Source organism: Paenibacillus baimaensis, assembly GCF_025567575.1.
Genome location: NZ_JAOQIO010000125.1, coordinates 183,700 through 209,638, shown reverse-complemented (window position 1 = coordinate 209,638; position 25,939 = coordinate 183,700). Strand labels below are relative to the sequence as shown.

The window sequence follows — 25,939 nt, the reverse complement described above, 5'->3', positions numbered from 1 at the left end:
GTACCTCAAGCATCATTACGCCTTAGCCCTTAATGGAGCCTATCATCACCCCTTTGACAAAATGCCTTTGCACAAATGGATAAACAATCAGCATGGGAGCGGTGGCGACGACAATCAAGGAATATTTCAGCAAATCGGCAAGCCCCTGCCGGGCAATTAAATCCTCTTCGCTCGTGACCATGCTGGGATCAATCTGATTCTGAATCAGGATCGTACGCAGCACGATCTGTATCGGGTATAGGCTGCGTTCCTTCAAATACAGTAAAGCACTGAAGTACGTATTCCAATGACTGACTGCATAAAAAAGTGCAAGAACAGCAATAATCGGTCCTGATAAAGGAATCACGATCTTCCACAAAAACTTCCAATCCGTGCATCCGTCTACCTGCGCCGCCTCAAGCATTTCACTTGGCAGCGTCGTCTGAAAATACGTTCTGGCGATAATCACATTGAACACGCTCAGTGCCGCCGGCAGCAGCATCGCCCAACGCGTATCGAGTATGCCTAAATCCTTGACCAGCAAATAATTCGGGATAATCCCTCCCGAGAACATAATCGTAAATACAAATATAAACATAATGGCGTTACGCCCGATAAAGTCTTTGCGCGATAAAGGATAGGCTGCCGCAATAGTTAAAGCAACGTTAATTATCGTGCCAATTGCTGTATAAAACAGCGAGTTACCAAACCCTGTCCAGATTGCTTTATATTCGAATACAGCCTTATAGCCCTTGATTCCGGGTTCAACTGGCCATAGCCAGACCCTTCCCGAAATAACTGCATCCGTCGAGCTAAAAGAAGCGCTTACAATATAAACGAGCGGGTACAGCACTGCCAGAAAAAACAGGCTGAGTATGGTGTAATTGACAACATTAAACAACCTGTCAACACCGGCTTCTTTCACTGTCGTATTCATTTTGTCGCCATCCTCCTTTCTACCACAGGCTGCTTTGGCCCATTTTTTTGGCAAGGCGGTTCACGGTAAGCAGTAAAATCAGATTGATCACATTTTTAAATAAACCGATTGCTGAAGAATAAGAGAAGTTCACGACTGTGGAGGCAAGACCAACTTTGTATACGTAGGTGTCAATAATCTCAGAGGCTTGAAGATTTAGTGGATTTTGCATTAAAAACGCTTTTTCAAAACCGATTTCCAGCATACGTCCGACTTCCAGGATTAGCAAAATCATCGCTATCGGTACAATTCCTGGCAGATCAACATGCCATACTCTTCGTAATTTGGTCGCACCGTCAACAACGGCTGCCTCATGCAGTGCAGGATCGATTCCCGCCAATGCGGCCAGGTAAATGATACAGCTGAAGCCAACATTTTGCCAGACGCCTGACCATACATAAATACTTTTGAAGTATTCAGCCTGACCCAGCAAGTTAACAGAGCCAAAGCCCAAAGCTTTAAGCAGCTCGCTCACAAGTCCGATACGAGGGTCCAGCACCTGGAAAATGATACCGACCATAACAACCACTGAAATAAAATGCGGCGCATAGGTGACCATTTGGACCATTTTTTTGAATTTATCGTGCATCACATAGTTCAAACTTAAAGCCAGTATGATTGGAAAAGGAAACCCGGCAGCAAGCTGATAGAAGCTTAAACCGATTGTATTACCCATGATGGTCCAAAACTCATAGGATTCAAAAAAGCGAACAAAATTATCCAAACCAATCCAGGGACTTCCCCAGATTCCTTTTGTTGCCACGAAATTTTTAAAGGCAATTTGAGCCCCATACATCGGGACATATTTAAATATGACAATGTAGGCAAAAGGCAGTGCCATTAAAACATATAGCTGCCATACCTTGGCCATATCCCTGATTACACTGCGACTTTTTCTTGTGTGCTTCACTGAAGACACCTCTTCAACACTTACCGATTCCACGGCCATTAGCTCACCTCCTCCAATTCACTGCCTGCTGCCTGAAGCCGAGGTGAAACCGAAACTCTACAGTCCCACCCAGCCCTCCTCTTATTATCATTTACCGTTAAGCAGTGCTTGAGCAAGAATAACTTCGGCGATCTCCATCGTTTTCAAGGCATCCTTGAAATTCGATGAGGGCTGTGTCCCTGCCTTCAAACAGTCAATAAATTCACGATGTTTGGCCTGAAACCCGCCATATTGAAACAGCTCCGTGCCGCCGGCTTCTTCACGCGCATCGTATTCAATACCTGTAGTATCCCCATCTGCATATAAGTAGCCTTTGGTTTCATGCTCAGCCTCAACGCAAATATTAGGGGCATGCATTTCTACCGAAAATATTCTTCGGCCGCTCGACCAGCTATTAATCAAATATCCGGTTGCTCCCGTATCAAATTCAATTGTCGCTGAAATAAAGTTAATATCGGGAACACCTATACGTTTGGTTGTGCTCTCAATCTTGACCGCTTCGCCTCCACACATCCAGCGAATGGTGTCGATCGAATGAACCGTATCATCCATCATCCGATCACGAGCCCCAAGAAACGGTTCGATCTCCGATTTATAAAATTTGCATACCGCATGGGTGATCGGCCCACGCTTAAGGCACTCGTCACGCAGCTTTGAAACCATCGGTGAACTGCGTCTTTGAAAGCTTACCTGGGTAATGCAGTTATGCTGCTCTGCCGTATACACCAAAGCTCTAGCCTGATGAATCGTAATGCCGAGCGGCTTTTCTATATACAGATTCAAGCCCTGCCTCAGGCACCACATCCATACATCGTACATGATGTGCGGCTGCCCGATCGCATACACCGCATCCGGCTTGGTCTCTTCAATCATCGCTTTGTAATCGGTATAACGATTCTCTATTCCATACATATCGGCAGTTTTCTTCAGTGATTCCGGATATACATCACAAATCCCGACAATATCGACCTCTTCACCGAAAGAAGAGAGTGAAGGATAATGAACACTATTAGCCATTCTCCCCGCTCCAATAAACACAACTCTTAGCTTGTCATTCATCTATGCTTTCTCCCCCTCAGGCAAATAATGACTTCGCATAGGCGATATCCTCTTTGATTAAACGATCTACATCGGCTTCATTCGTATATTCGGCACTTAAGCAGATCACTCCGCTGTAATTGCGTTTTTGAAGATAGGCTGCTGCACGGGGCCAGGAAGCAAGTCCTTGACGACCTGAGGTGAAATATCTTTTCCATTCTGCCGATTCGGCTTCTGGTCCGCTCAACAGCTTATAATAAGCATTTTTAAAATTGACCATGCACAGATGCGACCATACGATATCGAGTCCAAATTCCGGCTGCTGTCCAGCTAACGCATCATGCGCTGTATCCCAGATCGCCCCAACATGATCAGCGTTATAAGCTTCCAGCAAGTGAAGCAGACCCATGGAATCGATAACATTATTTCCATAATGCTGCTGGCAGCCTATCTTCACCCCATACTTTTCACAAAGCGGCAGCAGCTTATCGATTTGCTCACGCGCCAACTGCTCCGAAGCCAGATAACCTAGCTCATGCTTGATGACAGGCATCGTACGAATCATCGGTATACCAGCCTCTGCACAACCGGCAAACACACTTTCAGTCGGTTCACTCGCAACACTGAATATTTTCAAGCCATGATCAGCGAATTGTTTGACCAATTGAGGCAATTGATCCGCGTTAGCAGGTTCTAGCTGGTAGCCGTCACGCAGAGGAAATTCAATACCGTCAAAACCCAAATCACTTACAAATTTCCCAAGCTCCCAAACCGTTGCAGCTTTCCAAGGCTTCGTAAATACAGAAAATGAAATTGAATCGATTGTCATATATGGCACTCCCTTTACTTAGTAAGTTATTTTTATGAAAAAGTAGAACTAAAATTGATAACGCTTTCATTAGATATATAATCATTTTATATTAAACTTCTCAGTTACGTCAATAATTAAATTATGTTTAGATCGATCTGATATTTGGAAGTAAATATTTGTTAAAATGTAGTCAAATAAGCACATTTTACTCTGATTTTATTGTATTAATAGAAATTTTATAGCGTACCTCATATCATTATGTCTATTTTTAAACTTTAATAAATTCTGCTATTGAGACGACTCTCGTAGTAATCCGGATTGCTGCCCAGCCTTTGCAGTACAGGCTCCGTAATCTCATTCAGACGCTGAATCGTTGCCTGCGATAGTTCATAGGACGCACCCTGAATATTCAATTCTAGCTGCTTGACATTACGCGAACCTACTATTGTCGTACAGATCGCTTCATTGGAAATGGCCCAGGCTAATGCAAGCGTGATAATAGGAGTGCCAAGTGTATGGGCCAACAGACGAATTTCCTGAAGCGCCTGCTTGATCTCTGCTTCTGCCCCCTCCTCACCATGCCTCGTCCCTTCCCCTCTGCTGTGGTGGAAATGGCGGGACCTGGCTTGCAGCGGCCTAAGCTCATCCAGACTTGTGACTTTATCCGTCAGCAAGCCCTGCAGCAGCGGCATATAACCGATAACGCCAATCTCATTCTGGATGCAGTAGGGCAGTACGCTCTCCTCTATAGCCCGTGACAGCAGATTGTAGGCCATTTCATTAGCAACAACCTTGACACCTGCGTCCTGCACCTCCTTCATCTGCTTCACACCGTGATTGCTGATGCCGATATGACGAATTTTCCCTTCCTTTTGCAAAGATTGAAGTGTTTCAAAAACTTCCTGAAGCTGCGGCGGATTCGCAATCAGAGCTGCATCCTGAGTGAAATGCTTAACGGATAGCGGACTGATCGGCCAGTGAAGCATATACAGATCAATATAATCGGTTTGCAGCCGCTTCAAGCTTGCCTCACAATGAGCTCTCAGGACCGACGGCTGCGTATTCGAGGTGCTGATTTTACTGCCGATAATCGCCTGAGCTCGCCTGCCTTTGAGTGAAATCCCAAGTGCCAGCTCGCTTGCTCCATCGTTGTAAACCTCAGCCGTGTCAAAGTAGTTCACGCCCAGATCCAGCGCCTTGTGTACGACCTCATCAACATCCTTCTGGCTTTGTTCCCCCCAATAGGTGCCGCCGCCATACTGCCAGCAGCCCATACCGAGCACACTAACTTCAATTCCCGAAGTGCCTAAAACCCGTTTTTTCACAATTCCCCCTCCTTCATTATGATACCTGCACACAGCCTCAATCCCTGACAACACCCTTTTTCAAAATCAGATTGCCTTTAAAAGACTTGTCACCTGTTGCGACAATAGCAAAAGCCTTAAGTGCCCGCTCATAAAAGGAGAAGCGTTCCACATAACCAAAATCCGTGAATCGACTCTCATGAGGACGGATCAGACCACGGTATACTTCCCACACCTCCGGTGTCGGGTCAGCTGGCAGCAGGGACATCACAACCGCCGGATGCTCTGTCGCATGATCCAACGGGAACAACGGAATGATCGCTTGAAGCAAATCCGGAATCGAATGCCCGTCACTACGTATCAAACGCTTCGCGTGAGAAGCAGCAGGAAAATTTCCATCCGCCAAAATAATTTCGTCGCCGTGCCCCATTTCCATCAAGGTCTTCAAAAGCTCAGGTGATAGTATGGATGGGATCCCTCTTAGCATCTTGTAACCCCCAATTGCATGACTTGTTTAACTTTCTGGAAGCGATTTCTAGATTATTCTAACATTGCGATTAACTTATGTAAAGATTTAAATTATCTTAATCTTTTTCGTTGAGATTATAGTCTTTTATGCTATAATTAGAACCAATGATTCCCGTTTTTGAAGTTTTTCCGACAGAATATAAGATAGGGTGCTGTTATGAGCAACAATGAAATCAGAGATCAAAAGGGCAGTAAACTAACTATTCTACAAACGCTGCGCATACAAGGCAGCATGTCGAGAATTGAGCTTACCCGAATTACCGGATTGAGCCGGGCTACCATTTCCATTTCCATAGCCGAATTAATTGAAAACGATCTTGTGTGCGAAACCGATAATCGTTTATCCACCAAAGGCAGACCTGCTACAGCTTTGGAGCTGGTTCCCAATTCCAGAGTTATTATCGGGGCCGATCTCGATAACAAGACCTGGACGCTTGGTGCCTTCGATCTGCTTGGCAATGTGATCAAATCAATGAAAATTCCTCTGTATACTTTCGAACCAGAAGAGACCTTCAAAGCCTTGGCCATAGAAATCTCAGCCTTCGTCAAAAGTCTGGACAAGAGTCCTATTCCTTTGCTCGGCTTGGGGGTTCCTGGTCTTGTCGATGCCAATCACCGTATGATCCGCAGTGCCGCTGATCTGGAGTGGAATCAAGTTGATGTGGCTGGCATTATGGAAAAAGAAATTGGTTGGCCGACGGTCGTCGTGAACCGACACCGGGCAAGGGGATTAACGGAATGCCGATACGGTGCAGGGCTTTCCTACAATAATATGATCTATATCGGGGTTGGCATGGGCATCGCAGCTGGATTATATATTAATCGTCAGCTGCTATCGGGTTCACTTGGAGGCGCCGGCGAAATCGGTCATACCACCATAGAACCGTCAGGTCCACTCTGTCCATGCGGCAATCATGGCTGTCTTCAGGTACTCGCTGCAGGCCCTGCCATTGAACAGGAATTTCGCAAGCTGGTCCGTTCTTCCGAGCAGGAGCTTGTGTATCCTTATCAAAATATGGACCTTCAATTCCTGAAAATGCATGATGTATGCGCAGCTGCTGAGGATGATGACAAGCTCGCCGTTCAGGTTATTAGCAATGCAGCTTCATACCTGGGAATTGCCATGGCCAACCTGCTGAATACGTTTAATCCCGAGGCTATTATTCTGGGAGGTACGATACCGAACGCCAGTTCACTGTTTGTAGAAACAGCCACTAGAGTCATGCGCCAACGGGCAATGCGTCCGCTATCTGCTGACACCATAGTCAAAACCTCCGTGTTCAAGGATATCGGTGGCGCATTGGGCGCAGCTAATTTTGCTTTTGACAAAAATATTTCCATTTCAATTTTTAATTAAGCACAAATAAACCAGCAAGCCTTGGGCAGCTTTTGGGTCTGCACACTGGCTTGCTGGTTTAAATCATCCTTTTAAAGCCCCGACCATAACACCTTTCACAAAATATTTCTGAAGGAAGGGATACAGCGCAAGAATAGGGATCGTCGACACCATGATGGTAGCATATTTGATGGTTTCTGCCACGTTCTGGGCTTCATTGATTGCGACATTATTTCCCATCATCATTTCCATATTATTGTCAATCAGAATATTTCTTAACACCAATTGCAACGGAAACAATTCTTTGTTACGCAAAAATATATTCGCCTGAAACCAGCTGTTCCAATGCTGAACCCCATAAAAAAGAATCATAACGGCTACTACAGGTATCGCGAGCGGCAAATAGACCCTGAACAAAATAGTGATATGGCCTGCACCGTCCATAACAGCCGATTCTTCCATATCACGGGGGATACTCATAAAGTACGTTCTCATTAATATGAGATTAAAGGTGTTGATCGCACTAGGTAAAATTAATGCCCATAACGTATCGTGCAGCTCCAAACTGCGAACCGTCAAGTAGAACGGGATAAGCCCTCCATTAAAAAACATCGTGAAAACGATAAAAAACATGATCCCATTTTTCCACATGATATTTTCTCTGGATAGGAAATAAGCGCCAAGCGAGGTCAGTATCAAATTGATGGTCACACCTACAACAACAATAAACAGTGTGTTTCTATAGCCCATCATAATATTTGGGTTTCTGAAAACGGCATCATAAGCGGAGAAAGTAAAGCCTTCTGGCCAGAATAACAGGCCGTCATGGGCAATAAACTGGTTTCCGTTGCTGAAAGAGGCCGCGACAATGTATATAAAAGGGTATAGCGTTACCATGATCAATAGCAGCATGATGACGACATTGAGGATGTCAAAAATTCTCTCTCCCAACGATGTCTTATTCATGAATAATCCCCTTCCCTACCATAGGCTGTTACCGCTGGTTTTTTTGCTAAGATAATTCGCTAGAATCAACAAGATGAAATTAATTACTGAATTAAACAAGCCAACCGCCGTACTGAGACTGTAGTTAAACTCTATAATCCCCTTGCGATATACATAGGAGGAAATCACATCTGCGGTTTCGAACGTTGCTGGGTTATACAATAAAATGATTTTTTCAAATCCGACGTCCATCATATGCCCCAATTTCAGAATAAGCAATATAAGGATGACGGGCCGAATACCCGGTAAGGTGATATGCCAAATTTGCCTCCATTTGTTGGCTCCATCGATTTTGGCAGCTTCATATTGCTGCTGATCAATACCGGTGATAGCTGCAAGATAGATGATTGTACCCCAACCTACACTTTGCCAGATCTCGCTCGTTATATAGATCGTCCGGAAATAACTTGCTTTCTGCAAAAAGGCGGTTCGGTCTCCTCCAAATGCTGCGATGACATCGTTAATTAACCCGTCGGAAAGAGTAAAGTCGCGAATAATACCCGCAACCACAACCATAGTAATAAAATGTGGCATGTAGGTGATCGATTGCGTAATTCTTTTAAACACCTGACTTTTCAACTCATTAAATAAAAGGGCCAATATGATCGGAGCAGGAAAACCGATAATCAAGCTGTAGAAACTGATCATGATCGTGTTTTTTACGACTCTCGTGAAATAGATACTATTAAAAAAATCTCTGAACTTGGCGAAACCAACCCACGGGCTGTCGAAAATGCCCTTGGCCGGAACATATTCCTTAAAAGCAATAACCGCACCGTACATAGGCACATAAGAAAACACAATGTAAAAGATAACCACAGGCAGCACCAAAAAATATACCGCTTTATTACGGATAAAATCTTTGCGTGCTCTGGCTAAGAATGCTGTTTTCTTGTTGATAGCACTCGTTGCCGCCTGAATGGAAGATGAATTCATAGAGTAATCTCCTTGTATCCGTTTTGTAAGCTAATTAATACCGCGCGAAGCGTTCAAGGACAGGGAGATTTAAGGTCAAATCCCCCTTGGCAGCTTATCTCTTTTTGTAGCGGTCGTATGCAGCTTGCTTCAGTTTAATGGCTTTTTCAATTCCCATCTTCTTTAGTGTGTTCACATTATCATCAAAGGTATCGATCGATATCGTACCGAGAATATATTTGATTTCCGTTTCCAATACGTAAGCGTTGATATCAGCCATAATTTGCGCGATTTCATTTGACTCCTCTGTGGTATGAGTGATTGGCGGAATAGCATATTTTTCAGCGTCCGTATCTCTCCATTTGGCAATGGCTGCAATCCACTTTTCACCCCTTGACGATTCGGTATCCCTTTGAAGCTGCGGGAAATTTGTATTTTTACCGTATACTTGCCTTGCCTGATCCACAGTCAATTTATCCGGATTCTTTAAGATTAGATCCGTATATTTCACTTTTCCATTTTCCATCGTATAACTGACACCTTCAGTACCATAGGTTACGAGTGTTGATCCTTCTTTGGAATAGAAATAATCCAGCCATTTGGCAGCAGACTCCACATTCTTGCTCTTGGCCGAAATCGCACCGGAATTACCACCTGGATAGGCATTCTCAAGATGACCGAACTTAGATTTCACTCCTTTTTGAAGAGACGGGTACGTAATGCCGATGTAATTGGCTTGGGGCAGACTTTCCCGAGTTGCGTTATGGTACTGGTCGGTACGGCTTCCTAATTGAATAGTAACTCCGCTCCCCCCTGTCATCATCTTCCGATCCACGGTATTCGAGTCTATAGAAGCAAAATCCTTATCAAGCAAACCTTCCACGTACCATTTGCGAAGTAATATCATAAAATCCTTGTACTTAGGCTGCATGTTTCCGAACACAATTTTTTCATTCTCCAGATAAAAGCCGTTCATAACCCCATAAGCACCAGAAAATGCTCCTGTTGAGAAAAAGCGGGATGCCAAAAAGGTTAACGGTGCCGCTGCGTTCTTCTTTTCTTTGAATGCCTTCAGAACGGTGTACCATTCATCAATCGTCTCTGGGACAGGCAATCCCAATTCATCCAGCCAGTCTTTACGGATAATCGGACCTACATAGGTTTTATCAAATTCGGATCGAATAAAAGGAAATGCATAATAATCCCCTTCGTCCGTCCTTATATCCTTAGCAATTTGCGGATTTTCCTGCAATACCTTCTTAAAGTTAGGCGCATACTTGTCGATAATATCATTCAGTCTTAATATGTACCCTTGATCGATTGCCCTCTTGGGCCCACCCGGAAAATTAAGCCAATTGTTCATCCAAACGTCCGGCAAGTCATTCGATGCCAGAACAAGATTAAACTCCTGGGTATTCATACCGGCCCCACCTAAAAATTTGGTTTTGATTCCTGTTCTTTTCTCCAACTCTTCAAAAAAATGATTGGGGGGTGTTAATTCAACAGCTGCCTTGTCCTCTCCCATTCTTGTTAAGGTTACGTCTACCGGCTTTGTAGTTGTAGGATTAGCAGGAGCAGCGTCGGGTGCTTTAACAGCTGTACACCCTGCAGTAAGAAGAAGAGCAGCAATAATGGCAAGAAATTGTTTTTTATTTTTCATGTGACCTCCTTGATTACTCTTGAGTTTGGGATCCCAATTACAATATAGTAAGCGCATTCAAATATATCAATCAGCATTAAAAAAGGAGTTGTCAAAAACCAAAAAAAGGCAATCGACGATTTGAAATTGATTGTTCAATTGTTAAAAAACCCCATGGTTTACCATGAGGCACATGAAATAGATATACGGACAAACCTTATTGCCCATTAAATTGATACTTTCCTGGTGTGATGCCCTCGTATTTTTTAAACACCTTGATAAAGGTACTGCTGCTCGTGAAACCTGTATTTCGTGCAGTGTCTTCAATACTCTCACCCTTAAGGAGCAACCGCTTGGCATGTTCAATCCTCGTTTGACAAATAAATTCATGTAATCCCTGGCCTCTCTGTTCCTTGAAGAGCCTCGACAAGTATTGAGGAGTCATCGAGAAATGCTCGCCGAGCAAAGACACACTAAGATTCGGGTCATGATAATTCTCTTGAACAAATTCAGTCACATGCTCATTCTTTACAAGATTCGAAATACTTTTGTTTTTACTTTCTATGTGTTGACAAACATAATTAAATATTTCAAGCATCTGATACTCAATCTCAAATTTCGTATTGCATTTAAGCAGTCGGCGGAACGGTCGCAATTCTTCCCAAACCGAACCATGATGCTGATCCTGGATCAGCTTCATCATCGTGCTCACCAAATCTATCATAATGCATTTCAGCATTTCGATTGAAGTATTTCCTTGGTTGAAGCTGCTCTGGATCACCCCCGTTACCAGCTCACGTGCCTGGGTAAAATCACAGCTTTTGAGCAGATTGATCAGTATGAGCTCTTGGTTGACTGTGTAATAATAATCCTTGTTGGTGTGTTTCAAATCACCATACCAGACAACCTTTTCATCACCAAGCAGCATTAAATATTCGAGCGCCTCCAAGGCTTGCATAAAGGCCTGATGTATACCTCCCAATCCTCTTTGCAATTCACTTATCGTTGTCGCAAATTGAAAATTGTACCTTTTCTCTATAAATTCTCTAGCCTCTTTCAATTCCGCCTCTAAGTTATCCTTCCAATCATCAAAGCCCGCTGGATGTATATTCAATACAGCTGCAAGCGTTCCGTCCATATCTGTGAAATGGAGAGTATGCTTAGCTCCAATCAGCTCGGTAACCACATTGGAAATGATAAACTGCAGCAATTGAAACTCGTTGGAAACCCCCTTGTCACTTTCAAGATGGAAGAGCATAACAAGAAAATAATCGGAAGACCACAATATGTGATAGGCTTTGGAAGCCTCTTCCAGAGATTGTTCCGTTTCAATATGGCCTTTCATCAATCGGTGTAAAAAGTAATTCCGCAGCAGCTTAATATGCTGAACCTGTTTGTGATTACTATCATCTCTTTCCTGAATGGTTTTAATAAAATGCTGACGGATCAATTCAAATTCGTCTTGCTCTTTCTCTACAGGGGCAAAAGCTTTCCCAGTTACAAATCTGACAAGCTCCTGAATCGGATTATAGTTTTTTCTGGCAAATACGAGGATCATCACGCCGCCAATGATAAAACATATGAACAAACCAAGCAGATTCAAATTTCGTATATGCTCTGCTCTTTCCCAAAACACTTCCGCAGGAATCATACTCACATATTTCCAATCCACCACACTCGACGAAGCGTGGGAAATCATTACCTTGTGTCCCTGAACGTTCTCGAAAAAGGGCTCCTCCTTCTTCAGTTCCATTTCGCTGTAATGTATAGATAAAGGAAGCCCGGCATCCTTGGTATGAAAAACTATCTGATCATTTTTATCGAGAATTAGCACTTGACCATATTGAATCCAATCCATATTTTTTAGAATTTTTTCTATTTTGTTGTTGTTCAATGTGATGACAAGTGTACCTAACGGCTGATTACTGTTATCAATCGGTAGTGACTGCACAAGCGCGGCGGTTTCGTTCAAAAGGCCGTTGTCACGCGTAGGAAGAACCCGGTATTCTTTAATATAATTACTTCTAGCGAATTTCTGCCAATCCTTAAAGGTAAAGATAGCGCTTTCAAAATACATTTGATAAAAATGACTTTCTTCCACGAAGGTATCCGGTGTCAGCACCATATTCATACTTTTCGAGTATACAAAAATATCTTTAATAAAATCATTGTATAGCAAGTATTTATGGATTTCTTGTTTGGTTTTATAAATTTGAAAGGGATCCTTTTGTCCATCTACATCCAGGTATTTTCTGATATCCGTATTAATGGACATTTGATTGCCAAGCTGTTCTGTCTGCAGCAACCCGCTATCCACGATAAATTTAACCTGATTAAGCAAAGCCTTATTAGCCCGTTTAATCTCATACTCCACAATGCTCCCTGTTTGTACATATATAAGAGCGCTGATCAGTATAGGAATGAATAAAATCACACCATACGAGATTTTCCATTTGAACGCGACACTATTTTTGAAATGCATGCGCAGCATGATCGGGTCCCCCCACCGCCTAAATTGAATCTGTTGGATTTATTATAGAGGAAGGAGCTATGAAATGCACACCATATAATCATAAGTAATTACTGTGTTCCTTTGCAATCATCTTTCCGCATAAAAAAACACAGAGAGACGAACATTCGCGTATCTCCGTGTTTTTGCACAATCTGATTCATTTCGTCTTATTCATGAGGGTATCAAAATGGAGTTTAGCGGTTATCCAGCAATAATCTTAATACCAGCCAATACAATCCCGATCAAAAATCCACAAATGGCTCCATTAACTCGAATCCATTGCAAATCACCGCCAATTTTATCCTCCATCAGCGTAATCAGCGTTTTATCGTCAAAACGATCAATGTTTTCACGAATCAGCGTACCGATTTTGTGATGATTGGCTTCGATCCAACGGGCAATTTGCTCACGCAAGCCGCTTTCGAGCCGATCCAGCAGCTCCTCGTTGTCACAAACCTGATTAACCAGCTTGTTCACCACCGGTATCACATAGGCTTCTACATAATCCTCACGGTATACAAATTCCAATGCTTGAGCCTGCAAACGCTGCAGCATTTCAAGCAGCTTCTCCTCAAGCTTCCATTCATCCAGCAGCTGTGCCTTCCAGTGATCCATTTCGATCGCCAGCTTATACTGGTTGCCCGGATTATCCAACCAGCTGTGTATAGCACGCATGACCGCTTTGCGGTTAGGATTATTAACAGATCTCAATCCATCCAGCCCATTCAGCATGAACTGTTGGATCAAACCGCCCAGCTTCTCATCATTAAAAAATCCGGCAAAAGCGTTAAGCGCAAACTGCATCATCCCGCCCGCATTCAGATTTTGCAGCGCCTGAGAAGCCATTGCACCCATTCGATCGCGTATTTCCGGTTTCATAATTAACTGTTCAGCCGTATTCAGCGCAAAATCGAATACCTTCTCATCGTAGCCCCTGGTGTACACCTGTTGAAGTCCTTGTTTGAGCAGATCCTGCAAATCCAATGCATCAATCATATGTCTGACTTCTCGTTCGCCTAATCCGGCTAGCTTTTCTAGTGGCAGCTGACGAATGGCATATTCACTTAGCGTCACCACACCAGTCTTAGCCGAATTTGTACTGAGCTGCCCTGCTGCGCCCTGCAAAATTTTGGATACCAACGGGATTTGAGCCAGCTTGTCCGTAATGCTTTGCTTGCTCAGTAAATCCTCCTGAATGGTATTGACCAACGCTCTGGACACCTTTTCCCGATTTTTGGGGAGCAAGGCCGTATGTGGAATCGGAATGCCGAGCGGATGCCTGAACAGCGCTGTCACTGCAAACCAGTCTGCTAGTCCCCCTACAAGCCCCGCTTCAAATCCGCTTTGTAAAAACCGAACCCATGTCGGACCTTCGACAAATAAGGTTCCAATGAATCCTGCCGCCATAACAACAAGCGACACTGTTGCTGTATATCTCGAATTGCTTCCCATCCTTATTGTCACCTTCCTTCATGTCAGCACCTGTCTATTTAAGAGGTTGTTCAAAAAGTCATCTTTTGATCACGAAGTCATACACGTTGCTTACTCGGCATCGAATCTTGCATTCAGGCTCGAAGTGCGGTGCTCATTTAGATTTGCCTAAACCCCGCTCCTCCTTCTTTACAGCTTACGAAGCGAGTTTTCTGAGAAAACTTTAACTTCTCGGTGCTGAAAAGCCGACTTTTTGAACACGCACTTTATGCAACATTATATCATTCTCCTGTTCCCGTTGAAAATCGCCACTCTTATTGGCTATTTGGCTGTACTGGAAATGGAGGATGTCATGCCATATTTTTTACCCAATTGCTGTCCAAACAAAGCAGCGAGGATTTGCTGAAACAGCATACCGGCGATAACCGGCAGGGCGACAGGAGGCGGGAAGAAGCTGATTGCAAGCACCGCGCCTGCACTTAAATTGCGCATCCCTGAATTGATCGTAAGCGCAATGGTCACTTCACGGTCCCATTTCATCCAATGAGACACAAGCCAACCCGCGATATAACCAAAAGCCGCAAGCACAAAGGCTACGATGATAATTTCCAGCAGCTTCATATTAAATTGCTTCAAATAGGGAGCTACCACCGAGCTATTGATCGAAACGACAATAAACAGCCCTATTTTGGAAAAAGGAGCAAGCTTTGGACCGAGCATCGGTTTGATTTTACCCTTCGTTAATTGATTGAGCAGCATTCCGATAATAGAAGGGACAACGACCATCCAGAGCAGCCCGCCCATAATATCCAGCGGCTCCATATGAACCTTGGCTCCTACGATCCAGGAAAGACTCAATGGAACGATAATAGGAGACAGCAGCGTATCCAACAGGATGAGTGCCAATGTTAACGCAATATTCCCCCCATAAATAGTGACCCAGACGAGACTTACGACTCCGGTTGGAATGACGAATAACAGCACAAAACCCGTCTGCGTCAAATCATCACCTGGAAAAAAGTAGGCCCCGGCGGCCCAGCCTAATATAGGCATGACCAAATGCAATATAAGTAGATTAGCCACAATCGGCAGTGGAAGCATCATCACCCGGCCCAAATCCTTGAAATTGGAGCCAATGCTGCCCGCAAACGTCATTGCAGCAAAAATCCACGGCACCAAAAAACTGAACGAGTGCAGCCATGCGGCACCCAAGAGACCCACAAGCACACCTGTCGGTGTCAGAAACGGCATACATTTTTCTAATATTTTGTTTAATCGGTTTAGCATACTCCAGCCCTCTTCTGCTTTTAAATGAACAACATTTAATGAATTATCGTTACATTGTAGCATAATCACGCGAACTGCAAACGATCTTTTTTGCTATTCATCCAAAAAGAAAACGCAAAAAAAGAGCAGTTTGCAGCTGCCCTGTTAGATTAAGTCTCTCTTGCTAATCCTTCTCCAGCGTACGATAGCAGCGGCGAAATCTCGACAGGCCCCTGAACCTCATCAAGCGAAGCACCCGCTTTCAGCAGCCAGCTCCGATGCAGCTCGTAAATAAGCTCTCTGGCTGTTTGCGGGCTGTCCTCACCTTCTTTGTTTTTTACAGGTGCAAAATCATGTTCACGCTTTCCTTTAAGAACCGTGATCCCCGCAGCCCATGGAAAAAAATCAAAAATAAACCGTTCGAATTTATACCCATTCGGCTTTGAAGCTTCAATGATATGACCATTCACATCTACATGCCTGATTTTCTTGTGGGCGATATGGTAGGGAATGCTGCTGTTCACCTGCTGCTCGATCCAGTCACGACGAAATAAATGAATCGAGATGTTGCCAAGCCCATACGTCAGCTTCCCTTCACTATTGTGCTCAAACATCAAATGCTGTGGCAGATCGGAGTATTCCACGACCATAGGCCGATTGTTTTTCATACATATAATACCGACCTTCTCCTCGGGATGCGCCTTATCTATCACTTTGGTCGCAATCGGGTTGTTATAATGAGCAGCAACACCAACAAACACAGGGTCCGCCACCTTAATAAGTGCATTATCCACATTATAATAAAATAACCAATCGACACCGCGGCGCTTCATGTCGGCTATCGCTCCTGACTTGTTCAAGGCGGCAAAGCACTCTCCATTTCCGCTCGGAGCCAGGCTGATCTCATCCTTCTCCGATAAAAAGATGCTGCCATCCTCATCCACAGCAGGCATGACCCCCTGTTCAAACATAATGCAATCTTCAGCACAATAACCAAAATAATCAGCTGCTATCATATAATCGACCGTTTGCTGATGATTATCCGGGCTTGTCATGATATACCAAGGAATCCGGCTGCCTGCTCGCTGAGACAGATTGAGTAAGCGCTCCGCTTGAAGCTGAAACAACGACTTGTGGGAAGGCAGACCAATATCGTAGGTCCCCTTCGGTCCTTCATGCCCTAACCTACTTCCCTGGCCTCCGGCTACAACAATCGCTCCAACCTTCCCTTGACGAAGCAGCTCCCAACCCTTATCTGTAAAATACTGCTGCTTCTCCTCACTGAATAGCTCCCAATCAAGCGCTCCGATCGGCGACAGGTCTTCATAGATTGCAGGTGTCTGTGCTGCACGCACTTCTTCTAATGCTGCCCACTGGTCCCAGTTGATACTCAGAATCTGATTCAGCAGCTTCAGCTGTGATGCCTCAGACAACTCATCATAGAACTGAAGCAGATGTGCCTGATTGTGCCTGATAAGCAGCTCCAGCACCCCGTTATATAGCTCTTCCATTGCCTGCCTCCTCAACCTTAATTGCTTACAGCTGCTATGCTAGCGTCCATTATTATTGCAGCCAACCATTTTTCTCGGCAATACTGATCGCATCAATACGGTTTTTGGCCTCAAGCTTCTGCAAAATTTCCGACACATAATTCCGTACCGTACCTCCCGTCAGGAAAAGCTTTCTGGCTATTTCATTTACCGATAGACCCGCGGCTACCAGCTTCAGTACCTCCTGCTCCCGCTCCGTCAGTGGATTCTCCGCCTCCCATAACGAAATAGAAAGTGCAGGACTGATGACCCTTCCGCCCTTGAATATACTCCGCAGTGCGGCTGCAAGCTCGTGTACGGGCGAATCCTTTAATAAATAGCCCTGAACTCCATACTTGATCGCCCGTTGAAAATACCCCACGCGAGCGAAAGTTGTCAGGATCACAACACGGCAAGAATGCCCCTGTTCCTTTAGACGCTCAGCTACATCCAATCCGGTCAGCTTGGGCATCTCGATATCCATAATACAAATATCCGGTGACAGCTCAACAATCATCTGAAGTGCCTGTTCGCCATTTTCAGCCTGACCAATAACTTCGATATCGTCTTCCATACCCAGCAAGGCACTTAATGCGCCGCGCAGCATGTTCTGATCCTCGGCAATAATCACTCTCATGTCTGATTCTCCCTGATCTTCACATTTTTCACAACCTTCGGAACAATAAGGATCACCCTTGTTCCTTCACCCGGAGCGGAATGAAATTGAAGCTTGCCCTCCACCAGCTCCAGACGTTCGCTGATTCCACGGAGTCCTGCACAAGCCTGTGATTTCACTGACGCAGAGTAAGCGGTACCGACTCCATCATCACGAATTGTCAAGGTAAAGGGGTCCATCGCTGCCATACATTCAATAAAGCATTGCTTGGCTTTGCTGTGCTTCACGACGTTCGTCACCAGCTCTCTCAGACACATACCAAGAATGTTTTGGATTAAGGGAGGTACCTCGTCTGCTTCGGCTTTCCCATGAACATGCAGGTCGATTCCAGCCGCAGACAAAATCCGTTCGGCATGCGCCAGCTCCTCGCTAATCGTCACAGCATTAATATCCGACACGAGTTCGCGAACCTGCTTGAGAGCAGTCCGTGCGGTCGTTTGTATATCCTTTGTCTCCTGAATCGCACGTTCGGGATTTATACGTATCATTTTCTCAGCCAGCTCGCTTTTGAGCGCTATCAGCGACAGGGTGTGGCCAAGTGTATCATGTAGATCACGGGAAATTCGCTGTCTTTCCTCATTTTTGACCAGACGTGCAATTTCATCATTAGCCATATTCAGCTTACTGCGCAGTTCCTTCGAACGGAATACCCCACGCATAACGATGGGCATCACAGTCATTACCAGCATCGAAGGTATGAAATTGATCAGATTCGATTCATCCAGCTCAAGACCACTAGCAAAAAGAACAACCGCGAACAACACAAGCTGAGCTGCCATCCCACCTATAAACTGTTTATTGGTGGGCAGCATGCCAACGATGGCAGCCGTATAAAATCCCATAAATATAAAGCTCTGGTCATAATGCAAGCAAAAAAAGCCGATAATGACAAACAAGCTCATCGCACATAGCAATCGCCATGACGAATCCAGATAGGATAGCAGATAGATCAGAACAAACAAGGCAAGCACAGAAAAGCCGATCCACATCTCGGAAGCCGATTTGTGGAGCAGCACATTAATAGGTATGATCAGATAAATTAGCCAAACGAATGAAAACAACAAGCTTCCCCGTATCTTCCTGTCTAATACCGAACTGGGCTTCGTCATACCGCTTCCTGCCTTTTTATGATATACGATGATAATACCATAAAAATGATCACATAGGCTGCAAGAAGCGCAATACCTGCCCAATCCGGTGAGGCCCCGGCAATGATATTCCATGCTCCCTGACCGTATCGGTAAGTGGGAAGCCACAACGCGATATGCTGCATCAGCTGCGGCATAGCCTGTATGGGCATCCATAATCCTCCGAGCGCCGACATCCCTATAAATAAAAGCTGGGCCAGCACTTGGACGACCTCAATGCTGCGGATCGTGCCAAGCAGCGTACCCAGCGCCATAAAGGGAACAACCCCAACCCAGATCCACAGTCCGCAGGCAATCCATTGACCCGCCGCTAAATGCACATCGCGAAACACCGCGCCAATAATAAACATCAGTACAATCGTACCCAGATTGACGATGGATTGAGCTGCTATTTTGGAGAAGACATAGGCACCTGAAGGTAGAGGAGTGAGCTTAATCAACTGCACCCAGCCCTGCATTCGCTCCTGAGCAAAGCGCAAGCTCAGCGTATTGATGCTTCCTCCAATCACGCCAAATACCGTCATGGATATTAAATAGTAGGCCTTCCAGTCCATGCCGCCTACCTCCGTATTCGGATCTATCGTACTCGTAAAAATAAAATAAAACACAGCAGGCATCAACAAGGCAAACATTATAAATTTCCGATTCCTCAGGGTGCGCAGCAGCTCGGCTTTACATTGTGCCAGCATCGCTTTCATAATATATCTCCTTTCACTTGCGATTGATAACGTTTCTGCAGGAATATAACGTTATTCCCTGACCAAAGCCTGAAAAGCTTCCTCCAGACCAACACTCTGGATTTCAATATCGGTCGCATCCAGCTCCTGCCGCACAATCGCAGCGATCAGCTGATCCGTATCACTGCTGTACAGCTTGACTCTTCGTCCCTTCCACTCCGTATCTATAACGCCTGGAAGGCTGAGCAGCCGTTCATCGGTCAGTCCGTGTCCCGCTGTAAAGGACAATATTTTGCTATTTGTCGATGCTTTGATTTCCTCCGGGGTTCCGTCAGCAACAAGCTTGCCCTTGTTAATGACAACTACTCGATCCGCGATGGCATCAGCCTCATCCAAATAATGTGTCGTCAAAATAATCGTCCGTCCGTGTCCCGCCATGGCTTTGACCGTTTCCCAGAACAGCTGCCGCGAGCTGACATCCATACCCACTGTAGGCTCATCGAGAAACAGCACGGATGGATCACCCACCAAAGCCAGTGCGAAGCCCAATCTGCGTTTTTGTCCGCCGGACAGCGCCGTCCCGAGCTTCCCCTTCTCCTCCATGAGACCTGATATTTTAAGCAATCGTTCCAAGGGCAAGGGCTTGGAATAATAATGACGGAACAGCTCGATCGTTTCCCCCACCTTCAAACCGTCAATGCTATGAACATCCTGCAGCATGGCTCCGATTCTGTCTTTGACAGCTCGATCCTGCGGGTCACCGCCCAACAATCGAATCGTTCCACTTGTCGGTTTTCTTAGACCAAGCGTCATGGCAACCGTAGTTGTTTTGCCAGCTCCATTAGGCCCCAGCAGCGCAACCACACTGCCTTCATGAATCGTTAGCGAGATATCATCTACCGCCCGCTTGCCCTTGAAATCTTTGGTAACGTTCTGCAGCTCTATCACTGAATTCATTCTAATCACCTCATTTATTCAACTTCATGCTTTTTAGTATAGTCTGGATTGACTTTACACCCTACCGACGAATGTCATCGCTTGCACCTGACAAATGTCACATCCATGAAAGAGAGTCCTTCCATACAAAAAACACCCCTAGCCCACTTGATAATAAGCGGTCAGGGATGCTTGTAGGGTGAGAACCGATTGTAGCGTGAGTAATGAATCTTCTATTCAGGCTGTTCGCCAAGCGGCAGCAATTCGATTAAATCCTTCATCGCAATGTCCGGCTGCGGATAGGACAGCGGCAGCTTTTTCAATGTATCCACAATTAGCGACAGCACAACATAATCTCTGTACCAGCGGTTATTACCGGGCACCAGATGCCAAGGCGCGTCCTTCGAGTTGCAATTGGTGAACACACCCTCGTATGCCTTTTGATAGGCGTCCCAATAATTGCGCTCCAGCAGATCGCTCGGATCAAATTTCCATCTTTTTGATGGATCGTGAAGCCGTTCCTCGATTTTTTTAATTTGAAAGTCTTTCGAAATATGTAAGAAAATTTTCAATACGACTGTATCATGATCAGCCAGCAGCTTCTCAAATTGCTTGATGTGCTTGAAGCGCCGCTCAGCCTCTTCATCCTCAATCTGATTGTGTACACGCGTGATCAAAACATCCTCATAATAGGAGCGATTAAATGCCGTAATGAACCCTCTGCCCGGCGTTTCCTTGTGGGCTCTCCACAGAAAGTCATGTGAGGATTCTTCGGTTGTCGGTTGTTTAAATGAAGTCACCTTGAAGCCCTGCGGATTGACCCCGGACAACACTTTTTTAATGACGCCATCCTTGCCGCTGCAATCCATCCCCTGAAAAATAATGAGCAGTGAATACTTTTTCCCGGCAAACAGCTTGTCCTGCAGCTCTGTCAATTCCTCTTTCAGCTTCTCGTAATGCTCGGCAACCTCATCCTTTCCGGAAAAAGAACCCGTATCATCGGGATCATACTGACTTAGCTTGATTTTTTTGTCCCGCGGCAGTTTAACATTTTTGGACATTCTCAACCACTCCTCTTGATTCTGATGATCTGATGATACATCGGGCAGAACTTGATAACCTAACGAATCCAATGCTCCAGCTTGTAAAAACGCAGGGCGTTATGGCCGAATATCGCCGTTTTTTCCGACTCTGTTATCCCTTCGGGCAAGGCTTCCTCCAACAGCTCCACAACTCGTTCATAGCTTGCTGCCAACAGGCAGACGGGCCAATCACTGCCAAACATCACACGCTCTGTGCCAAAAGCTTTTACTATATGATGGATATAAGGAGTCACATGCTCTGTCGACCAAGTATGATGATCGGCTTCTGTTACCATCCCCGACAGCTTGCAGGTTATCGACGGATAAGAGGAAATTTCCTCCAGTTGTGAAGCCCAAGGCTCCCATTGTCCCTGTGCAATAACTGGCTTGGCGATATGGTCAATAACCCCACGAAGATCAGGTACCTCCTGCAGTAATTTCAGCACAGTTGGCAGTTGGTGTGAACGCATCAGCAGATCGACCGGAAAATTCTCAGCCTCCAAAAACTTCAGCGCTTGTAAACTTGCGGGGCGCAGAACCGCATCAGCGTCCTCCATGATTTGAATCATAATACGAATTCCAACCAATTTGGACTGTTTTCGTAACGATTCATAATGCTCGCGGAAATCCTTGTGCTCCAGATCCAGCCAACCGACAACACCTGCAATAGAGTCGTTGTGCTGTGCCAGCTCAAGCATAAATTCCGTATCCTTCATTGTCGGTGCTGCCTGTACAACAATCGTCTTGTCAATCTGAGTGCGTGCCAAATGCTCTGACAGATCGGCAGGAAAATAATCCCGATGCAATATTTCCCCATCCTCTTTGGTCCAATCGTAATCTCCACGTGCCAATTGCCAATAATGCTGATGTGCGTCTACTCTCAACCTGCGTAACCTCCCTCATTCACTCTCTTTTTGCAGAGTTCTGTTAGTCTCTTAGCCATTATATTACAATAGAACCAAACGGTTTTACAATGACTTCAGATGTTCCATACTTTTTACAAAATAATTGATATTTTGCTGTTTCAAAAGCTATAAGATGGGTAATTAATTGTATCGAAACAACTTGGTGAACAAAATTAATGAAAATATCGCAAAATTGTACAATGATTTTAAGGTTATTTTAATGATGATCATATATACTATGTATTATATCCAATTATTAGGCGGGTGAGCGTAATGAAATTGTTCATAACAGTACAGAATAAAAAGGTGCCTGTTTACTCCGATGAAAAGAACAAAAAGAAACTGAATCTTCTTGTTTCTGCTCTTGAATCCAAAGTAGTAAAGGGAAAAAGAGCAATTAAAAAATGTCTCGACTCCTTAATCAGCATCGAAATTGTCGGATGCGAAGCGATTCTTCATTCTTACAACGAAACTGACTCTCTGGCTTTATCGCTCTATTAAACTACGGTAAAGCCTTCTCTGTTACCCAACCATACATATTACAAATTAAGAAGCTGCTGCTGCGGCTTCTTTGTTGTTTATTACATACACTTCTCCCTTCGCAGGTGAATTGAATTGGATTCTGTTATAATTCTTGCATACATTAGAACAGCTGGAGTGATAGAATGACCATTTTGCCCATAGATTCGATTCTTCCTCAACTGAAAGAAACCCTGCTGGCTCACTCGGCCATCGTACTGGTGGCCCCACCCGGAGCAGGCAAAACAACGCGAGTTCCACTAGCGCTGCTGGATGTGCCCCTATTCGCAAAGCAGCGAATCCTGATGCTCGAGCCGCGCCGACTCGCTGCCCGCACTGCAGCCCGCTACATGGCTGCATCACTTAATCAGCAGGTCGGTGAGACCGTTGGATATCGAGTTCGGATGGATACCCGCGTAGGACCCTCTACACGAATCGAAGTCATTACGGAAGGTGTCCTTACCCGGATGATTCAGCAGGACCCCAGCCTGGAAGGTGTAGGTGCTGTCATCTTCGACGAATTTCACGAGCGCAGCCTTCATGCAGATCTTGGACTTGCCTTGTGCTTGCAGGCACAGGCATTACTGCGTGACGATTTACGTATCATCGTGATGTCGGCAACATTGGACGCCCAAGCCGTTGCCGGGCTGATGAACAATGCGCCAATCCTGATTAGCGAAGGGCGAAGCTTTGAAGTAGCTACCCATTATTTGGACCGAAAACCTGAGGGACGCATTGAGCAGACGGTTGTGCGCGCAATAGTCCATGCATTGGAGCAGCATGAGCATGGCAATATGCTTGTGTTTGTGCCAGGAACAGGAGAAATCAGACGAATCGAAGCAAGACTGCGCGAGCTGCAGCTCGATCCGCTGGTTCAGATTACCCCACTGCACGGTTCCTTGCCACAAGAAAGTCAGGATAGAGCTATCTCCCGAGGTCAAGCGAATGAACGTAAAATTGTGCTTACCACATCCATCGCTGAGTCGAGCCTTACTGTTGATGGAATCGGGATTGTCATTGACAGCGGCCTGAGCCGTGTCCCCCGCTTCTCACCACGCACTGGGATGACCCGTCTGGAAACCGTTCCGGTATCTCTGGCATCGGCCGACCAGCGCAGGGGGCGGGCGGGTCGCCTCGGTCCAGGTACCTGCTACCGCCTTTGGATGGAAGCCGACCATCGTCAGCTCCTACCGCTTAGCAAGCCGGAAATAGCAGAGGCTGATCTGGCTCCCCTGGCTCTGGAGCTGGCGGCTTGGGGTGTAACCGAGCCTGCTGAGCTGACGTGGCTTGACTCTCCACCACGGGCTGCATTTGTTCAGGCACGTTCGCTGCTTGTCCAGTTGGGAGCAATGAACCCGGATGGATCGATTACATCAGAGGGTCGCCGTATGGCAGGACTTGGACTTCATCCACGCTTGGCACATATGCTGCTTAAGGCGATTCCGCTTGGATATGGAGAGCTGGCTTGCGAGCTGGCTGCCCTGCTCAATGAACGGGATTTCTTAAAAAGTGATTCTGCAGCTCCGAATGCAGACCTGCGGCTGCGTGTGGAAGCACTTCGAAGGACCATGAAGTCAAAGGATTACTCGTCTGGAGCCTTATTCTATGAGGGCTTTACCGTAGATGCTGCCGCCTGCAAACGTATATGGATGGAAGCTGGCCAATGGAAAAGAGAGCTGCGTATTCAGGATGCAAGCCAACCAGAGGATGTGCATCACTGTGGACTGCTGTTAGCCTTTGCATTTCCCGATCGAATTGGGCAGCGCAGATCACAGGGCGGCTTTCTGTTGAGCAGCGGACGCGGAGCGCAGTTTACCCATATGCAGCCGCTAGCCAACTCGCCTTATATTGTAACTGTGGAGCTTGATGATCAAGGTACAGACAGCCGGATTTATTTGGCTGCTCCGGTTGAATGGGAAGAGCTGGAGCAGCATTTCAGCGAAAGTATTGAACGGGATACCATTACCGTATGGGATCCAACTGTACAGGCCGTCCGTTCCCGCCATTATATACGTATGGGTGCTATTCTTATCAAGGATGTCCCAAACCACACACCTGATCAGGACGATGTGCACCGTGCTTTGGTCAGCGGAATTGTCAAGGAAGGTTTAGCCCTGCTGCCTTGGACAAAAGCATCCCTTCAATTACGTGAGCGTCTCCAGTTTATGAATCATTATGATACCGATTGGCCTGACGTGGCGGACCCTGCACTTATCATGAATATTCACGATTGGCTGGCTCCGCATCTGCATGGGTTCAAAAGCCGCAGCGACCTTCAGCGGCTGAATATGTTCTCCATACTGGAGTCCATGCTGTCGTGGGAGCAGCGCCGCGCATTGGACGAATCGGCTCCAACGCATATCACCGTCCCAAGCGGTTCACGGATCTCCGTCGATTACAGCGATCCCGATATCCCTACCTTATCCGTTCGGCTGCAGGAACTATTCGGATTGGAGCAAACTCCGCGAATTGGAGGCGACCGAGTCCCTATACGGCTTCAGCTGTTATCACCTGCCCAACGCCCAGTTCAGGTAACGAGCGATTTGGCAAGCTTTTGGCGTCATACGTATTTCGAGGTCAAAAAAGATCTTAAGGGTCGTTATCCGAAGCATTACTGGCCCGATGATCCGCTCGTTGCGATGCCCACCAGCCGGGTACGGCCGAAAAATTTACAATAGTGAATATAATCAGTTCAAACAAGCTAGACAACAGATCATGACAAAACAAGACCAGACTGGCCATGCCGATCTGGTCTTGTTTTGTCTACATCTTTTGGAA

22 protein-coding genes are annotated in these 25,939 nt (G+C 45.6%); 3 read left to right on the top strand and 19 right to left on the bottom strand.

The features are described from left to right. Nucleotides 1–22: 22 nt before the first annotated feature. The 6 genes from OB236_RS39655 to OB236_RS39630 all read right to left on the bottom strand — a co-directional run bounded on the left by OB236_RS39655 (nt 23) and on the right by OB236_RS39630 (nt 5,544). A complete protein-coding gene (locus tag OB236_RS39655; RefSeq protein WP_076236937.1) occupies nt 23–916 on the bottom strand; it encodes a carbohydrate ABC transporter permease in 894 nt (297 codons plus the stop codon). A 19-nt stretch (nt 917–935) separates the two neighbouring features. Then, nucleotides 936–1,904: an ABC transporter permease gene (locus tag OB236_RS39650; RefSeq protein WP_083689831.1), complete on the bottom strand. Its 969-nt coding sequence runs from the start codon at nt 1,902–1,904 to the stop codon at nt 936–938. Between the two features lie 87 nt (nt 1,905–1,991). Continuing rightward, entirely contained in the window at nt 1,992–2,963 is a 972-nt protein-coding gene (locus OB236_RS39645) for a Gfo/Idh/MocA family protein (RefSeq protein WP_262689063.1), read from the bottom strand. Between the two features lie 16 nt (nt 2,964–2,979). Then, complete coding sequence (locus OB236_RS39640) at nt 2,980–3,771, bottom strand: sugar phosphate isomerase/epimerase family protein (RefSeq protein ID WP_262689062.1); 792 nt, start codon at nt 3,769–3,771, stop codon at nt 2,980–2,982. A gap of 257 nt (nt 3,772–4,028) precedes the next feature. Continuing rightward, on the bottom strand, nt 4,029–5,078 hold the full coding sequence (locus OB236_RS39635; protein ID WP_262689061.1) for an aldo/keto reductase: 1,050 nt from the start codon (nt 5,076–5,078) through the stop codon (nt 4,029–4,031). A 37-nt stretch (nt 5,079–5,115) separates the two neighbouring features. Continuing rightward, the gene (locus tag OB236_RS39630; RefSeq protein WP_262689060.1) at nt 5,116–5,544 is read right to left on the bottom strand and encodes an RbsD/FucU family protein; all 429 of its coding nucleotides are present in this window, start codon (nt 5,542–5,544) and stop codon (nt 5,116–5,118) included. Between the two features lie 198 nt (nt 5,545–5,742). Here OB236_RS39630 and OB236_RS39625 point away from each other — a divergent pair, with 198 nt between their 5' ends. After that, nucleotides 5,743–6,942: an ROK family protein gene (locus tag OB236_RS39625; protein ID WP_262689059.1), complete on the top strand. Its 1,200-nt coding sequence runs from the start codon at nt 5,743–5,745 to the stop codon at nt 6,940–6,942. 63 nt (nt 6,943–7,005) lie between these two features. Here the strand turns inward: OB236_RS39625 and OB236_RS39620 are convergent, their stop codons facing one another. The 13 genes from OB236_RS39620 to OB236_RS39560 all read right to left on the bottom strand — a co-directional run bounded on the left by OB236_RS39620 (nt 7,006) and on the right by OB236_RS39560 (nt 22,621). Then, entirely contained in the window at nt 7,006–7,887 is an 882-nt protein-coding gene (locus tag OB236_RS39620; protein WP_262689057.1) for a carbohydrate ABC transporter permease, read from the bottom strand. 15 nt (nt 7,888–7,902) lie between these two features. After that, the gene (locus OB236_RS39615) at nt 7,903–8,862 is read right to left on the bottom strand and encodes an ABC transporter permease (protein WP_262689055.1); all 960 of its coding nucleotides are present in this window, start codon (nt 8,860–8,862) and stop codon (nt 7,903–7,905) included. A gap of 94 nt (nt 8,863–8,956) precedes the next feature. Further along, nucleotides 8,957–10,501, bottom strand: coding sequence for an extracellular solute-binding protein (locus OB236_RS39610; RefSeq protein WP_262689052.1), 1,545 nt, complete (start codon nt 10,499–10,501; stop codon nt 8,957–8,959). A gap of 196 nt (nt 10,502–10,697) precedes the next feature. Further along, on the bottom strand, nt 10,698–12,971 hold the full coding sequence (locus OB236_RS39605) for an AraC family transcriptional regulator (protein ID WP_262689050.1): 2,274 nt from the start codon (nt 12,969–12,971) through the stop codon (nt 10,698–10,700). 222 nt (nt 12,972–13,193) lie between these two features. Beyond that, nucleotides 13,194–14,444 carry a DUF445 domain-containing protein gene (locus tag OB236_RS39600; protein ID WP_262689048.1) on the bottom strand — a complete coding sequence of 417 codons (1,251 nt, stop codon included), beginning with the start codon at nt 14,442–14,444 and terminating at the stop codon, nt 13,194–13,196. 300 nt (nt 14,445–14,744) lie between these two features. Further along, on the bottom strand, nt 14,745–15,710 hold the full coding sequence (locus OB236_RS39595) for a bile acid:sodium symporter family protein (RefSeq protein ID WP_076236962.1): 966 nt from the start codon (nt 15,708–15,710) through the stop codon (nt 14,745–14,747). Nucleotides 15,711–15,859: 149 nt separating this feature from the next. After that, entirely contained in the window at nt 15,860–17,200 is a 1,341-nt protein-coding gene (locus tag OB236_RS39590; protein ID WP_262689046.1) for a UDPGP type 1 family protein, read from the bottom strand. A 52-nt stretch (nt 17,201–17,252) separates the two neighbouring features. Beyond that, on the bottom strand, nt 17,253–17,855 hold the full coding sequence (locus OB236_RS39585) for a response regulator transcription factor (protein WP_262689044.1): 603 nt from the start codon (nt 17,853–17,855) through the stop codon (nt 17,253–17,255). Beyond that, a complete protein-coding gene (locus OB236_RS39580) occupies nt 17,852–19,003 on the bottom strand; it encodes a sensor histidine kinase (RefSeq protein ID WP_262689042.1) in 1,152 nt (383 codons plus the stop codon). The genes OB236_RS39585 and OB236_RS39580 overlap by 4 nt, the downstream gene beginning before the upstream one ends. After that, on the bottom strand, nt 19,000–19,740 hold the full coding sequence (locus OB236_RS39575; protein ID WP_262689040.1) for an ABC transporter permease: 741 nt from the start codon (nt 19,738–19,740) through the stop codon (nt 19,000–19,002). Before OB236_RS39575 ends, OB236_RS39580 begins: the two co-directional genes overlap by 4 nt. Nucleotides 19,741–19,791: 51 nt before the next feature. Then, on the bottom strand, nt 19,792–20,676 hold the full coding sequence (locus tag OB236_RS39570) for an ABC transporter ATP-binding protein (protein WP_262689038.1): 885 nt from the start codon (nt 20,674–20,676) through the stop codon (nt 19,792–19,794). Nucleotides 20,677–20,888: 212 nt separating this feature from the next. Continuing rightward, the gene (locus OB236_RS39565; RefSeq protein ID WP_076236967.1) at nt 20,889–21,716 is read right to left on the bottom strand and encodes a PPK2 family polyphosphate kinase; all 828 of its coding nucleotides are present in this window, start codon (nt 21,714–21,716) and stop codon (nt 20,889–20,891) included. Between the two features lie 59 nt (nt 21,717–21,775). Next, nucleotides 21,776–22,621, bottom strand: coding sequence for an amidohydrolase family protein (locus OB236_RS39560; protein ID WP_262689035.1), 846 nt, complete (start codon nt 22,619–22,621; stop codon nt 21,776–21,778). Between the two features lie 294 nt (nt 22,622–22,915). On the opposite strand from OB236_RS39560, the gene OB236_RS39555 reads away from it, so the two are divergent. Continuing rightward, nucleotides 22,916–23,143, top strand: coding sequence for a 3-dehydroquinate dehydratase (locus OB236_RS39555; RefSeq protein ID WP_076236971.1), 228 nt, complete (start codon nt 22,916–22,918; stop codon nt 23,141–23,143). Nucleotides 23,144–23,307: 164 nt separating this feature from the next. Beyond that, nucleotides 23,308–25,839 carry an ATP-dependent helicase HrpB gene (gene hrpB, locus OB236_RS39550; protein ID WP_262689033.1) on the top strand — a complete coding sequence of 844 codons (2,532 nt, stop codon included), beginning with the start codon at nt 23,308–23,310 and terminating at the stop codon, nt 25,837–25,839. Nucleotides 25,840–25,939: the final 100 nt, after the last annotated feature.

Bases quoted from the DNA above. Each gene is read 5' to 3' on its own strand.
- OB236_RS39595 (WP_076236962.1), bottom strand. From the start codon at position 15,710: ATGCTAAACCGATTAAACAAAATATTAGAAAAATGTATGCCGTTTCTG.
- OB236_RS39645 (WP_262689063.1), bottom strand. From the start codon at position 2,963: ATGAATGACAAGCTAAGAGTTGTGTTTATTGGAGCGGGGAGAATGGCT.
- OB236_RS39565 (WP_076236967.1), bottom strand. From the start codon at position 21,716: ATGTCCAAAAATGTTAAACTGCCGCGGGACAAAAAAATCAAGCTAAGT.
- OB236_RS39585 (WP_262689044.1), bottom strand. From the start codon at position 17,855: ATGAGAGTGATTATTGCCGAGGATCAGAACATGCTGCGCGGCGCATTA.
- OB236_RS39650 (WP_083689831.1), bottom strand. From the start codon at position 1,904: ATGGCCGTGGAATCGGTAAGTGTTGAAGAGGTGTCTTCAGTGAAGCAC.
- hrpB (WP_262689033.1), top strand. From the start codon at position 23,308: ATGACCATTTTGCCCATAGATTCGATTCTTCCTCAACTGAAAGAAACC.
- OB236_RS39615 (WP_262689055.1), bottom strand. From the start codon at position 8,862: ATGAATTCATCTTCCATTCAGGCGGCAACGAGTGCTATCAACAAGAAA.
- OB236_RS39605 (WP_262689050.1), bottom strand. From the start codon at position 12,971: ATGCTGCGCATGCATTTCAAAAATAGTGTCGCGTTCAAATGGAAAATC.
- OB236_RS39610 (WP_262689052.1), bottom strand. From the start codon at position 10,501: ATGAAAAATAAAAAACAATTTCTTGCCATTATTGCTGCTCTTCTTCTT.
- OB236_RS39590 (WP_262689046.1), bottom strand. From the start codon at position 17,200: ATGGAAGAGCTATATAACGGGGTGCTGGAGCTGCTTATCAGGCACAAT.
- OB236_RS39555 (WP_076236971.1), top strand. From the start codon at position 22,916: ATGAAATTGTTCATAACAGTACAGAATAAAAAGGTGCCTGTTTACTCC.
- OB236_RS39600 (WP_262689048.1), bottom strand. From the start codon at position 14,444: ATGGGAAGCAATTCGAGATATACAGCAACAGTGTCGCTTGTTGTTATG.
- OB236_RS39580 (WP_262689042.1), bottom strand. From the start codon at position 19,003: ATGACGAAGCCCAGTTCGGTATTAGACAGGAAGATACGGGGAAGCTTG.
- OB236_RS39575 (WP_262689040.1), bottom strand. From the start codon at position 19,740: ATGAAAGCGATGCTGGCACAATGTAAAGCCGAGCTGCTGCGCACCCTG.
- OB236_RS39570 (WP_262689038.1), bottom strand. From the start codon at position 20,676: ATGAATTCAGTGATAGAGCTGCAGAACGTTACCAAAGATTTCAAGGGC.
- OB236_RS39625 (WP_262689059.1), top strand. From the start codon at position 5,743: ATGAGCAACAATGAAATCAGAGATCAAAAGGGCAGTAAACTAACTATT.
- OB236_RS39620 (WP_262689057.1), bottom strand. From the start codon at position 7,887: ATGAATAAGACATCGTTGGGAGAGAGAATTTTTGACATCCTCAATGTC.
- OB236_RS39630 (WP_262689060.1), bottom strand. From the start codon at position 5,544: ATGCTAAGAGGGATCCCATCCATACTATCACCTGAGCTTTTGAAGACC.
- OB236_RS39655 (WP_076236937.1), bottom strand. From the start codon at position 916: ATGAATACGACAGTGAAAGAAGCCGGTGTTGACAGGTTGTTTAATGTT.
- OB236_RS39640 (WP_262689062.1), bottom strand. From the start codon at position 3,771: ATGACAATCGATTCAATTTCATTTTCTGTATTTACGAAGCCTTGGAAA.